Consider the following 12,836-nt stretch of genomic DNA (forward strand, 5'->3'; position numbering starts at 1 on the left):
GGCTGGGACCCCGCCGGCCGCTGTCGTCCCGGTCGGCTCCCGCGACCGTCCGACTACCCGGCGGTGAGGGCGTCCGCGAGCAGGAGGCGGACGATGCGTTCCGCCCCGGCCTCGCCCCAGAGGATCGAGTAGTGGTTGGTGTCCGGCACCGGCGAGGCGGGCACCCGCTCCGGGTCCAGGCCGGCCAGCCCGATCCGCTCGTGGTCGTAGAGGCCCTGCGGCTCGTCGAACAGGCCGCGCTCGGCCCAGAGCAGTTCGGCAGGGCAGGGCAGCCGGCGCACGGCGGCGGCCGCGCCCTCGTCCAGCAGGACCTGGGCGCCGTCGGTCTGCACGGCCTCCAGCACGCAGGACGAGCGCAGTTCGGGCTCCGCGCCGACGAGATCGCGCTGGGTGTAGGCGTCGATCCCCTCGGTCCACTCGTCGGCGAAGGCGGGGTGTCCGCGCCAGAACTCCCGGTACGCGTCCCGGTCCGGGAAGGCCATGGACAGCCGGGCCAGCGCGGGACCGAGCACCGCGGCCAGGGCGTCCTCCTCGCGGACGCCCTCCGGCAGCGGGAAGGTCAACGCTCCGTCGACCAGCAGGACGCGGCGGACCAGGTCGGGGTGCCGGACGGCGGCCAGGGCGGTGACCCAGGCCCCCATCGAGTGGCCGACCACCGTGACGGGCCCCGAACCGAGCGCACCGATCAGCGCAGCCACGTCGTCGGCATGCCGGGCCAGCCCGTACGGCCCGGCGACCGTGCGGCTGGCACCGCGGCCCCGCAGGTCGGGCGCGAGCAGGGTGGCCCGCCCGGCGAGCCGGCGGGCGACCTCGTACCAGGCGAGGCCGTTGGCGGTGATGCCGTGCACCGCCACGATCGTCGGGGCCTGCGGGTCGTCGGCGGGCCAGCGCAGGACGGCCAGGTCCCCACCGGGCACGGGGACCGTCAACTCCTCGGGCTTCAGCGGCGACTGGCTCACGCGGGGGTACCTCCGGTGGGGCGGGCGGCTCCGAGGCCGGCCTGCGCCGGAGCGGAGCGGCCGGATCGGGCGGATCGGATGCGGGCGGGCAGTCTAGCCAGGCCGCCGGGCAGCAGGTAGACCACGGCGACGAACAGGGCACCCAGCAGGAACAGGGGTTGGGAGAGCGGCACGCGCAGCACCGCCGGTAGGTCGGCGACGGTCGACGAGTTGGCGAGGTCGCCGAGGCGGTGACTCGCCCAGGTGTACAGGACACCGCCGAGCAGCGGCCCCCAGCGGGTGCCGGAGCCGCCGAGGACGACCATGACCAGGAGCGCGAGCGTGGCGTCCGAGGTGGCGGCCTGCGGGGTGGCTCCACCGGTCAGCAGCAGGTAGACCACCCCGCCCAGCCCGGCGAGCCCGCCGGCCAGCACGAAGGCAACCAGCTTGTAGCCGTAGGGCCGCAGTCCGAGCACCTCGACCCGGCGCTCGTTCTCCTTGATGCCCTCCCATACCCGGCCCATCGGCGACTTGACGGCCCAGTGGACCGCGGCGACCGTCAGCACCAGGTAACCGACGGCGATCCAGTAGAGGTTGGCGGTGTTCTCGATCCCCAGCAGGCCGGCGGGCAGCAGGTCGGCCGGGGCGGAGCGGCCCTCCTCGCCGCCGGTGACGCCACCGGGGTTGCGCTGGACGAGGATCGAGCCGGCCTGGGCGAAGGCGAGGGTGACCATGGAGAAGCCGATGCCGGTGACGCGCAGGCTGACCGAGCCGAGCAGCAGGGCCAGCAGCACGGAGCAGGCGACGCCGAACACCGCGGCGGCGGCGAACGGCAGTTGCAGCTCCAGCATGCCGAGGTCGGTGGCGTAGACGCCGGTCGCGAAGTAGAGCGCGTGGCCGAAGGAGAGCAGTCCGGTCCGGCCGAGCAGGAGGTCGTAACCGGTGGCGAGGGCCCCGTAGAGCAGGCACAGGGCGAGCAGCTGGAGGCTTCCGGGGCTGCCGAGCGGGCCGTCGAGCAGTCCCGGGACGGGAAGCGCACTGTATGGGGCGACAAGGAGCGTGATCAGCAGAGCGATCGGCCACCAGCGTAGCGCTCTGTGCACACCTGTCCAGCGATAAGTGACTGAATCACCTGTTCGAGGGATGGCGCCGGACTCGGCCTTGTGTTCACAATGGGCCGCGGCAAGGCCGGTGTCAGTCCCCCTTGCCACAGTGGCGGTGTCGGCGGAGCTGGTGTCAGTCCCCTCTGTCGGCATGGTGGTCACGGCAGGGCTGGTGTCAGTCCCCCCTGCCGGAGCGGCGGCGCTGCGGCCGGCCGCGGGGCCACCGGTGCTCGTGATCGGTGTTTCGGCGCTCACGCGAGCCTCCCGGTGAGTCCACGGGGTCGGACGAGAAGCAGCACGGCGAGCAGGACGACGACCGAGAGGTCGCCGAGCCCTGCGCCGGTGTAGTAGTTGGCGAACTGCTGGACGAGGCCGACGCCCACCGAGGCGACGGCGGCTCCGGTCACGGAGCCCATGCCGCCCATCACCACGACGACGAAGGCGAAGATGAGCAGGCCGGTCCCCTGGCCGGGGTTGACCGAACCGAAGTAGAGGCCGCCGAGGGCGCCACCGAGCGCGGCGGCCGCCCCGCCGAGGGCGAAGACGAGGGTGAACGCCTTCCGGACGTCGATGCCGAGCGCCGTGACCATCGCCCGGTCCTCGACGCCGGCCCGGACGATCAGCCCGTAGCGGGTACGGGCGAGGAACAACCGAAGAGCGAGCAGCAACAGGGCGGCGGCAGCCACCAGCACGAAGCGGTTGACCGGGACGGTCGCACCGAGCACGTGCCAGGTGCCGGACAGCAGTTCCGGCTGGGGGAAGGGGCGGGAGTCCGCGCCCCAGATCCCCATCAGCAGGGCGGGTACGGCGAGCCCGACCCCGACGGTGGCGAGGATCTGGTCGCGCGGGCGGCTGTAGAGCGGCCGGATCAGGAAGAGCTCCAGCAGGACGGCTGCGGCCGTTCCGACCAGGGTGCCGAACGGCACCGCGAGCCAGAAGGAGAAGCCGGCCTCGGTGCCGGCCCACCAGGTGGCATAGGCGCCGATGGAGAGCAGGGCGCCGTGCGCGAAGTTGAGCACGTCCATCAGACCGAAGATCAGCGACAGACCGGAGGCGACCAGGAAGTACAGCGCACCGAGACCGAGTCCGGTACAGGTAAGGAGGACGACGGTGTCCATCAGGGCTTCACCTCGGCGGTGACGACAGGGGCGGCCGGGGAGTCGGCGGGTCGGGTCCCGCCGGCGAGCGGGTGACGGGAGCCGACGCCGAGCAGGCGGCGGGCAGCTTCCTCGTCGGCCAACAGCTCGGCGGTGTCGCCGCGGTGGGCGGTACGGCCGTCGGCCAGGACGGCGCAGGTGCCGGCCAGCCGGCGGACGAGGGCGAGGTTCTGCTCGACCAGCAGGACGGGCACGGCCTCGGCCGCACGCGCCAGCACCTCGGCCACCTCGGCAACGATCTTCGGGGCCAGGCCCTTGGTGGGCTCGTCGGCGATGATCAACCGGTTGCGGTTGAGCAGCGTCCGGCCGATCGCCACCATCTGCTGCTGGCCACCGGAGAGCGTCCCGGCCAACTGTCCGGCCCGCTGCTTGAGTTCGGGGAAGAGCTCGTGGACGAGCGCGTAGTTCGGTTCACCGGCATCGCCCCCGCTCCCGGCGGCGCGCTCGGCGAGGCGGAGGTTCTCGGCGACCGTCAGGCCGGCGAAGATCCCCCGGTCCTCGGGCGCGTAGCCGATGGCATGACGAACAACCAGATGTGTGGGAAGGGAGGCGAGTTCGGCACCGGAGAGCCGGATGCTTCCGGTGCGGGGCACCAGGCCCATGACGGCCTTGACAGTGGTGGTCTTGCCGGCGCCGTTGCGGCCCAGGAGCGCGGTCACCCCGGCGGGGGCCACGTCGAAGTCGACGCCGTGCAGGATGTGCAGCCCGTCGATGACCACCCGCAGATCACGGACGGAGAGGAGGGGTTCGGCAGCCGGCGGCAGCGAGGAGGACGAGTGCGCCGAAGGGGAAGGGCGCTGAGCGGAGGACGGAGAGGAGGTCACAACGCCTCACCCAGGTAGGCCTGTTGCACGGTCGGGTCGGCCATCACGGCCTCGGGGGTGTCCAGGGCGAGCAGGGTGCCGTGGTGCATCACCGCGAGCCGGTCGGCCAGGCCGAGCAGGACGTCCATGTGGTGCTCGACCATCAGGACGGTCCGGCCCAGGTCACGGTGCACGGAACGGATCAGCTCGGTGAGGGCGGGCACCTCCTCCGCGCTGACACCGGCCATCGGCTCGTCCAGCAGGATCAGGCGGGGCTCGGAGACCAGCAGGACGGCCAGCTCCAGCTTGCGCTTCTCGCCGTGCGAGAGCGCACTGGCCAGGGTGTCCGCGCGATGGGCGAGATCGGTGCGTTCCAGGGTGTCGGCCAGCTGCTGCTCGTAGCGGTCGGCGCGGCGCCAGAGCCGGTACGAGGCACGCGGCCCGGCCGCCGCCTGGGCGGCCAGACGGACATGGTCGGCGACCGTCATCCCCGGCCACAGGGAGGAGGTCTGGAAGGTGCGGCCGAGCCCGCGGCGGGCCCTGCCGTGCACCGTCTCGGCGGTGATGTCCGCACCGTCGAGGTGGAGGCTGCCGTGGGTCGCCGGGTAGATGCCCGAGATCAGGTTGAAGAGGGAGGTCTTGCCGGCGCCGTTGGGCCCGATGAAGGCGATGAACTCGCCTTCGCCGACCGAGAAGGAGACGTCCTCGACGATCGGCACGCCGCGGACGGCCCAACCGAGCCCGTCCAGACGCAGCACCGGAGAGGAGGACGAAGAGGACGGCGCGGAAGGAGCGGAGGCGGTACGGGCGGACATCCGGATCAGCCCGCCATCGGAGTGACCGGGGGCGCCGCCTCGTCCGCGGTCAGGGTCTTCTCCACCGAGGGCTTGGCGGCGGCACCGGTGCCGGTCAGCCGCACCTGGAACATCGGCTGGAGCAGGGCGTGGTCCTCGGCGCGGACGGTGGTCTTCCCCTTCACCCCGTCGAAGCTCCAGCCCTCCAGGGCCTTGACCAGGGCCGAGGTGTCGTCGGCGGAGCCGTGGCTGGACTCGACGGCGTGCACGATCATCTGGGCGGCGGTGAAGCCGTCCGGGGTGAAGATGTCCGTCTTCCCTCCGGCAGCGGTGACGGCCTCGGACATGGCCTTCTCCACCGGGGTGCCGGCGGCACCGTCGAAGTAGTGGTTCAGGAAGGAGATCTTCTCGCCGGCCGGGCCGAACAGCGGGTAGGAGGCGGCCAGGTCGAGGCCGGTGACGACCTTGGTGTCGGCGAACACGTCCTGCTGGTTGAGCGCCGTCCACAGGGCCGAGGCGGTGTCGCCGGCCCAGGCGACGAACAGCAGGTCGGGCTTGGCGGCCTTGGCCTGGGTGGCGAAGGGGGTGAGGTCGGTGGCGCTCGGCGGGGCGAGCACCTGGTCGACCGTCGCGCCCTCGCCTCCGAGCACCGCCTTCACGGCGGCCACGTTGGCCTGGCCGAAGGCGTTGTCCTGAGCGAGCACGGTGACCTTCTTGCCCTTGGCGTCGCCGACGAACGAGGCTGCGGTCTTGATGTCCTGGTAGGACTGGCGGCCGGAACGGAAGGTGTACTTGTTCAGGCCGGTGGCCTTGTCGGCGGCCGCCGGGCCGCTGATGAAGAGCACCTTGTTCTGGGCCGCGATCGGGCCGACCTGGAGGGCCACACCGGACGCGGTGGAGCCGGCCAGCACCTTGTAGCCCTTGCCGATCAGGTCCTTGGCGGCGGACACCGCCTTGGCCGGGTCGCCGGCGTCGTCCTGCTCCTCGAACTCGATCTTGTGCCCGTCGACCGCGCCGGTGCCCTTGGTCGCGTAGCTCAGGCCGGCCTTGAAGCCTTCCAGGTACTGCTTGCCGTAGGCGGCCAGCGGTCCGGTCTTGGAGTACACCAGGCCGACCTTGATCGGGCCCTTCGATCCACCGTCCGCCGCGTTCGTCCCGGCCGTGCCGGCCTTGGCGCAGCCCGAGGCGAGCAGGACGCAGGCCGCGAGGGCGGCGAGCTTCCGGGCCGGGCCGCCGGTCAGGGAGTCGCCCAGGCGGGCGCCGGAGGCGGTCCTGGAGGGGGTTGTCGAGCTGCGCATGGTGACCGACTCCTGAGGTACGGCGGGGTGGATGCGGGAACCGTAGGTGTGCGATGGGAGCGGCGACATGTGCCCGGTCGACGTATCAGCCCGTCTGGATGTGGCTCCGGCCGACATACCGTCGGTCTGTCGCCGTCCTCCGGACCTCCGGGTGTGGCCTGCCGACACGGCTCCGCGCCCGCCCATGGGGGTGGCCGCCATGGCTGCGGCGGCCCCTGCCCGGTGACGGTGGAGGGGCGCGGAGCCCGTCCGACGGCAGCCACCCCAGCGGCATGCCCTACCCGGTCCGGCCCAGGCAGGACCTCAGCCCGGCCTGGTCCGGCCACGGGTTCCGTGCGGTTCCCGAGCCCGCCGGCCACCCCTCCCCCTGCCACCCCTCCCCCTGCCACCACTGCCCCACCGTTCCCTCCCTCCGCCGCCCCTCACAACCAGCCCCTCCTCACAACCAGCCCGCACGACCAGCCCCTCCTCACAACCACCCCCTCGCAGCCACCCCTCACGCCCGCCCCTCCTCCCACTCCTCACGAGGTGATCCCTTGGACAAGGTCCTGGACTCCCCCGCCGACGCGGTCGGGGACATCCCCGACGGCGCGGTGCTGGCCGTCGGCGGCTTCGGCCTCTGCGGCATCCCGAGCACGCTGATCGGCGCCCTGGTGGACGCCGGCGCCACCGGACTGCGGGTGGTCTCGAACAACTGCGGGGTGGACGACTGGGGGCTGGGCCTGCTGCTGCGGGCGGGCCGGATCGCCCGGATGACCTCCTCGTACGTCGGGGAGAACAAGGAGTTCGCCCGGCAGTACCTCTCCGGCGAGCTGGAGGTGGAGCTGACCCCGCAGGGCACGCTGGCCGAGCGGCTGCGGGCGGGCGGCGCCGGCATCCCGGCGTTCTTCACCCCGGCCGGGGTCGGCACCCAGGTCGAGGAGGGCGGGTTGCCCTGGCGCTACGCGGCCGACGGCTCGGTGGCCCTGGCCTCCCCGCCGAAGGAGGTCCGGGAGTTCGGCGGCCGCCGGTACCTGCTGGAGGAGGCGATCACGGCGGACTTCGCGCTGGTCCGGGCCGAGGTCGCGGACCGGCACGGCAACTGCGTGTTCCACGCCGCCGCCCGGAACTTCAACCCACTCTGCGCGACGGCGGGCCGGATCACCCTGGTCGAGGCGGACCGGATCGTCGAGCCGGGCGAGCTCCCTCCGGACGCGGTGCACCTGCCCGGGGTGTACGTCGACCGGGTGGTGGCCGCCGACCCCGGGGACCGCCGCATCGAGCGCCGGACCGTCCGCGCCGCACTCCAGGAGGCCTGACCGATGCCCACCCCGACCACCACCGCACCCGACCCAGCCGCCACCGCACCCACCCCCACCCTGGACCCGCGCAACGCCCTGGCTGCCCGCGCCGCCCGCGAGTTGCGCGACGGCCAGTACGTGAACCTGGGCATCGGCCTGCCGACCCTGATCCCCAACCACCTCCCGCCGGGCGTCGAGGTGGTGCTGCACTCGGAGAACGGCATCCTCGGCGTCGGCCCGTACCCGGAGGAGGGCGCCGAGCACGCCGACCTGATCAACGCCGGGAAGGAGACGGTGACGGTCGCCCCCGGCGCCTCGTACTTCGACTCCGCCTTCTCCTTCGGCATGATCCGTGCCGGGCGGATCGACGTCTCGGTGCTCGGTGCGATGCAGGTGTCGGCTGCCGGGGACCTCGCCAACTGGATGATCCCCGGCAAGATGGTCAAGGGCATGGGCGGCGCGATGGACCTGGTGCACGGGGCCCGCCGGCTGATCGTGGTGATGGAGCACACCGCCCGGGACGGCTCGCCGAAAATCGTCGATGAACTGTCACTTCCGGCGACAGGCCGTGGAGTTGTGGACCGGATCGTCACCGACCTCGCGGTCGTCGACGTGACCAGGGAGGGGCTGCGGGTGGTGGAGACGGCACCGGGCGTGGACTTCGCGGACGTCCAGGCAGCGACCGGCGCCACCTTGCTGCCCCCGCTCTGACCAGCCCGGTCCCGCACCGGCGGCCGGACCGCCCTCAGCCCGGTCCCGCACCGACGGCCGGATCGCCTCTCGGGGCGGTCCGGCCGTTCCGCTGCGCCCCCGCAACCTCGCTCCGCCGCCTCCGAGTTCAAACGGATCGCCGGGGCCGGAGCGAATTCGCCGCAATAGCATCAACGCCCGCCGGATTGGCCGGGAACCGTGGCATCTTCATGCCTGCGCGGCGTCGATCTCCCCGATTGGTTGCGATCACTGTTGCGCTCAGGGAGAGTTGAGGAGGCCAGGGATCCCGACGTGCCCGGAGGGGAAGCCGGAAAGCGCATCGGTATCCCGGATTCGAGGCCACCGTGCCGACGTACGACCGAACCGGTCGCACACGCCGAATGTGCTGGACAGCCCGGGAACTGCCCGAGAACCGCAGGAGCCGAGGTAGCGAAGCAAGGCGCGAACTCCGGGGGGAGCAGCCATGACCACGCCGTTCTCACGACGAAAGGGCGTCGGAACGGCCCGCGGGCGAGGTGACGGACAACTGGACGAAGCGGCCCTGAGGTCCGTTCCCACACCCGAAGCCCCCTACGACTACGGCCACTTCAGTCGCCTCGCCGGCCCGGCGCACGACCCGGGCGAGGACGACGACCTCGGTGGCGGCGTCTACTGGCCCGAACCGGCCGCACCGCACGGCTCCGTACCCGCCGCCCCGTACGGCCCGGCACCCGGCGCGCCGTACGAACCCGCCCCGGCCGCCCCGTACGAACCGCCACCCGCGGCCCCGTACCGCGTCCGGTACCGCAGCCTGCTGCGCCGCGAGCCGCACCGGATCCGCGCCGCCCTGCTGCTGATGGCCGCCCCCGTGGTGGAGGCGGTACTGCTGGTCTGGCTGCTGCTGCCGGAGCACTGGCCCGAGCGGCTGGACGAGACGAACACCCTGGTGCTGCTCGGCGACAAGGTGATGATCGGCATCATCGCCGTCGTCGAGGTGTTCCGGCTGGTCAACGTCGTCTCCAACACCCACGCCACGCTGGTCGCCCGCGACCCGGTCCCGGTGACGCCGGAGCCGGGCACCCGGGTCGCCTTCCTCACCACCTGCGTGCCGGGCAAGGAGCCGCCGGAGATGGTCCGGGCCACGCTGACCGCGGCCCGCGCCGTCCGGCACGACGGACCGTACGACGTCTGGCTGTTGGACGAGGGAAACGATCCTGCAATGCAGGCGCTCTGCGCCGAGCTGGGCGCGCACCACTTCAGCCGCGCCGGCCGGCCGCACTGGAACCGACCGAAGGGCCGGTTCCGCGCCGGGAGCAAGCACGGCAACTACAACGCCTGGCTCCAGGCCCACGGCGACGACTACGAGTTCTGGGTGTCCGTGGACACCGACCACGTTCCGCTGCCGGACTTCTGCGAGCGGATGCTCGGCTACTTCCGCGACCCCGACGTGGCATTCGTGGTCGGCCCCCAGGTGTACGGGAACTACCGAAGCTCGGGCTCGGCCGTCACCAAATTCTCCGAGAGCCAGCAGTACCTCTTCCACGCCCTCATCCAACGCGCCGGAAACCGCTACGGCGCGCCCATGTTCGTGGGCACCAACAACGCCGTCAGAATCCGTGCGCTCCAGTCGATCGGCGGGTTGTACGACTCCGTCACCGAGGACATGGCGACCGGTCTGGAGTTCCACCGGAGTCGAAACCCGGAGACCGGAGAGCGCTGGAAGTCCGTGTACACCCCGGACGTGCTCGCGGTCGGCGAAGGGCCGTCCTCCTGGACCGACTTCTTCTCCCAGCAACTGCGCTGGAGCCGCGGCACCTACGAGACCCTGCTCACCCAGTACTGGCGGGTGCTGTGGCAACTGTCGCCCGGGCGACTGCTCAACTACTCGCTGATGGTGGGCTTCTACCCCATGGCGGCGCTCACCTGGCTGCTCGGCGGCCTGTCCAGCGTGCTCTACCTGGGCTTCGGCGCCTCGGGCGTGCACGTCTCCTCGGAGATCTGGATGATGCTCTACAGCGACGCCGCCGCGCTCCAGCTCCTGCTCTACACCTGGAACCGCAAGCACAACGTGAGCCCGCACGAACCGGCCGGCTCCTCCGGGGTCGCCGGCATGGTGATGTCGGCGCTCTGCGGTCCGGTCTACGCGGCCTCGCTACTCCAGGCGCTGGTGCGCCGCCGCAGCCGCTTCGTGGTGACACCGAAGGGCCGCTCGGCCAGTACCGACCGCCTCGGCACCTTCCGCTTCCACCTGTTCTGGACGCTGGTGTTCGGCTGCGCGATCGCCGCGTCCTACGTCACCGGCTACGACCACGTCGCGATGCGCGCCTGGGCCTGGATCGCCCTGGTGCTCACCCTCCTGCCGGTCCTGATCACCGCCGGCGACGCCGTCCGCCGCCGCCGGACCCGCCCCACCGCCACCCTCACCGTCACCGGCGGCCCGGCGGCCGCCCCGACGGTCGTCCTGGAGAAGCGCCGCCCGCGCCACGCCCGCGACCCCCGAGCCGCCCGGCTCACCGGGCGGGCCCGGCCCGTACCACCCGCCCAGCCGGTACCTCCCGCCCAGGCCGCACCACCCGCCCGGCCCGTACGAACCGCATCCGACCACGCCGGCAGCGGCACGCCCTCCCACTGAACAGAGCCGCCCACTGACACGCCCTCCCACGTGGACAGAGCCGCCCGCTGAGGACCCACGCCCACCGAGCAGAGCCACCCGTGCAGAGCCACCGAGCAGCCCCCGACCGCCTCCCGAGGGAGCAACCACCGTGAAGATCCACAAGGCCGGCCGCACCAAACGCCTCGCCCTCGGCAGCACCGTCGCACTGACCGTGGCCGGGATGAACGCGCCGGCCGTCCTCGGCTTCGCCTCCGAGCAGTACCACCACTACGTGATCAACCGCCCCGAGTACAAGGCGCAGTACGGCCACTGGCAGACCCTGTCGCTGCCCGCCGAGTTCCGGGTCAACGCCGTGCACGCGACCCTGCTGCGCACCGGCAAGGTCCTGATCGTGGCCGGCTCCGGCAACGACGAGAAGCAGTTCAACGCGGGCACCTTCAAAAGCCTGCTCTGGGACCCGGCCAGGAACACCTACAAGATGATCCCCACCCCGGCCGACATGTTCTGCGGCGGCCACACCTCGCTGCCGGACGGCCGCGTCCTGGTGGCCGGCGGCACCCAGCGCTACGAGAAGCTGGCCGGTGCCGTGAAGAAGGCGGCCGGCATCATGCGGGTGCGCAACGAGAGCCCGGAGCGCGACCGGACCTTCCCGAAGGGCACCGTCTTCGTCGCCCCGAACGGCCACGAGTACGCCAGCACCGCTCCGGTGACAGTCCCGGCCGCGACCAAGACCGGCTCCGGCAAGCAGACCGCGGTCACCGCCGGCGAGCAGCACGTGTACGTGGAGGCGGTCGGCCCGGGCCCGGACTACGTCTCCGACTCCCCCGCCCAGTACCGGATCAAGGGCCTGAGCGGCACCGACGCCCACAACCTGTACGGGCAGAACGAGAAGCTGACCCTGGACAAGCAGGAGTACCAGGGCATCCGCTCCGCCTTCGAGTTCAACCCGGACACCGAGCTGTACGAGCCGGTCACCGACATGGCCCACGCCCGCTGGTACCCGACGCTGACCGGGCTGGGCGACGGCCGGGTGGTCACCGTCTCCGGGCTGGACGACACCGGGGAGATCCTCAACGGCAACGACAACGAGATCTACGACCCGAAGACCAAGTCCTGGTCCAAGGGCCCCGACCACTACTTCCCGACCTACCCGGCGATCTTCCTGACCGCGTCCGGCAAGCTCTTCTACTCGGGCTCCAACGGCGGCTACGGCCCCGGCGACAAGGGCCGCGAGCCCGGTGTGTGGGACCTGTCGAACGGGGCCTTCCAGCCCGTCCCCGGCCTGCGCGACCCCGGCCTCACCGAGACCTCCTCCTCGGTGCTGCTGCCGCCCGCGCAGGCGCAGAGGGTGATGGTGCTGGGCGGCGGCGGCGTCGGCGAGTCCCCGCTGTCCACGGCCCGCACCGACATCGCGGACCTCTCCGCCGCCAGGCCCGCCTTCACCCCGGGCCCGGACCTGCCGGCCGGCGGCACCCGCTACCTCAACAGCGTGATCCTCCCGGACGACACCGTCTTCACCACCGGCGGCTCCAGCGGCTACCGCGGCCGGGGCGACAGCGACCTGCTCAAGGCGCAGGTGTACCACCCGGATTCCAACAACTTCAGCACCGCCGCCGAACCGACCGTCGGCCGCAACTACCACTCCGAGGCGCTGCTGCTGCCGGACGGCCGGGTCGCCGTCCTGGGTTCCAACCCGCTCTTCGCGGACAAGGCCGAGACCCAGCCGGGCGGCTTCGAGCAGCGCATCGAGCTCTACACCCCGCCGTACCTGTACCACGGCGACCGCCCGCAGGTCGGTGCCGTTCCGCAGGCGGGCAGGCTCGGCACCACCGTCGACGTCGGCACCGCCCGGCCGGAGGCGGTCGCCACCGCCAAGCTGATCCGGCCGAGTTCGGTCACCCACGTGACGGACGTCGAGCAGCGCTCGGTGGCCCTGGACATCGCCGGACGGACGGCGGACGGCGTCTCGCTCACCCTGCCCGGCAACCCCAACCTGCTGCCGCCCGGCTGGTACATGCTGTTCCTGACGGACGCCGCCGGTACCCCGTCGGTCGCCCGCTGGATCCAGGTCACCGCATAGGACGCCAAGGCCCGCATAGGACGCCAAGGCCCGCGTAGGACGCCAAGGCCCGCGTACGACACCGAGACCCGCCTACGAC

Annotated in this window: 10 protein-coding genes; 4 read left to right on the plus strand and 6 right to left on the minus strand. The window is 72.2% G+C overall.

Translation table 11 applies throughout. From position 1 onward, the window contains the following. Window positions 1-53 precede the first annotated feature (53 nt). The 6 genes from ACFU7Y_RS26920 to ACFU7Y_RS26945 form a co-directional block, all read right to left on the minus strand. Window positions 54-959 carry an alpha/beta fold hydrolase gene (locus ACFU7Y_RS26920; RefSeq protein ID WP_380769913.1) on the minus strand — a complete coding sequence of 302 codons (906 nt, stop codon included), beginning with the start codon at window positions 957-959 and terminating at the stop codon, window positions 54-56. Next, window positions 956-2,083, minus strand: coding sequence for a branched-chain amino acid ABC transporter permease (locus ACFU7Y_RS26925; protein WP_380769917.1), 1,128 nt, complete (start codon window positions 2,081-2,083; stop codon window positions 956-958). The genes ACFU7Y_RS26920 and ACFU7Y_RS26925 overlap by 4 nt, the downstream gene beginning before the upstream one ends. 209 nt (window positions 2,084-2,292) lie before the next feature. Further along, window positions 2,293-3,159 carry a branched-chain amino acid ABC transporter permease gene (locus ACFU7Y_RS26930; protein ID WP_224279012.1) on the minus strand — a complete coding sequence of 289 codons (867 nt, stop codon included), beginning with the start codon at window positions 3,157-3,159 and terminating at the stop codon, window positions 2,293-2,295. Then, on the minus strand, window positions 3,159-3,917 hold the full coding sequence (locus ACFU7Y_RS26935) for an ABC transporter ATP-binding protein (protein WP_380769914.1): 759 nt from the start codon (window positions 3,915-3,917) through the stop codon (window positions 3,159-3,161). Before ACFU7Y_RS26935 ends, ACFU7Y_RS26930 begins: the two co-directional genes overlap by 1 nt. A gap of 101 nt (window positions 3,918-4,018) precedes the next feature. Beyond that, complete coding sequence (locus ACFU7Y_RS26940; protein ID WP_224279014.1) at window positions 4,019-4,816, minus strand: ABC transporter ATP-binding protein; 798 nt, start codon at window positions 4,814-4,816, stop codon at window positions 4,019-4,021. Between the two features lie 5 nt (window positions 4,817-4,821). Next, a complete protein-coding gene (locus ACFU7Y_RS26945; RefSeq protein ID WP_224279016.1) occupies window positions 4,822-6,093 on the minus strand; it encodes a substrate-binding domain-containing protein in 1,272 nt (423 codons plus the stop codon). A 536-nt stretch (window positions 6,094-6,629) separates the two neighbouring features. Here ACFU7Y_RS26945 and ACFU7Y_RS26950 point away from each other — a divergent pair. The 4 genes from ACFU7Y_RS26950 to ACFU7Y_RS26965 all read left to right on the plus strand — a co-directional run bounded on the left by ACFU7Y_RS26950 (window position 6,630) and on the right by ACFU7Y_RS26965 (window position 12,757). Then, window positions 6,630-7,391 carry a CoA transferase subunit A gene (locus ACFU7Y_RS26950; RefSeq protein ID WP_224279018.1) on the plus strand — a complete coding sequence of 254 codons (762 nt, stop codon included), beginning with the start codon at window positions 6,630-6,632 and terminating at the stop codon, window positions 7,389-7,391. 3 nt (window positions 7,392-7,394) lie between these two features. Beyond that, window positions 7,395-8,084, plus strand: coding sequence for a 3-oxoacid CoA-transferase subunit B (locus ACFU7Y_RS26955; RefSeq protein ID WP_308020187.1), 690 nt, complete (start codon window positions 7,395-7,397; stop codon window positions 8,082-8,084). 463 nt (window positions 8,085-8,547) lie between these two features. Continuing rightward, the gene (locus ACFU7Y_RS26960; RefSeq protein WP_380769915.1) at window positions 8,548-10,695 is read left to right on the plus strand and encodes a glycosyltransferase family 2 protein; all 2,148 of its coding nucleotides are present in this window, start codon (window positions 8,548-8,550) and stop codon (window positions 10,693-10,695) included. A gap of 130 nt (window positions 10,696-10,825) precedes the next feature. Further along, complete coding sequence (locus tag ACFU7Y_RS26965; protein WP_374119951.1) at window positions 10,826-12,757, plus strand: galactose oxidase-like domain-containing protein; 1,932 nt, start codon at window positions 10,826-10,828, stop codon at window positions 12,755-12,757. Window positions 12,758-12,836 lie beyond the last annotated feature (79 nt).

This window comes from Kitasatospora sp. NPDC057542, assembly GCF_042801945.1.
Lineage (GTDB): Bacteria > Actinomycetota > Actinomycetes > Streptomycetales > Streptomycetaceae > Kitasatospora.

What these genes read in the sequence shown, in the direction of transcription:
- ACFU7Y_RS26930 (WP_224279012.1), bottom strand. Translation starts at nt 3,159, where the DNA reads ATGGACACCGTCGTCCTCCTTACCTGTACCGGACTCGGTCTCGGTGCG.
- ACFU7Y_RS26940 (WP_224279014.1), bottom strand. Translation starts at nt 4,816, where the DNA reads ATGTCCGCCCGTACCGCCTCCGCTCCTTCCGCGCCGTCCTCTTCGTCC.
- ACFU7Y_RS26945 (WP_224279016.1), bottom strand. Translation starts at nt 6,093, where the DNA reads ATGCGCAGCTCGACAACCCCCTCCAGGACCGCCTCCGGCGCCCGCCTG.
- ACFU7Y_RS26955 (WP_308020187.1), top strand. Translation starts at nt 7,395, where the DNA reads ATGCCCACCCCGACCACCACCGCACCCGACCCAGCCGCCACCGCACCC.
- ACFU7Y_RS26960 (WP_380769915.1), top strand. Translation starts at nt 8,548, where the DNA reads ATGACCACGCCGTTCTCACGACGAAAGGGCGTCGGAACGGCCCGCGGG.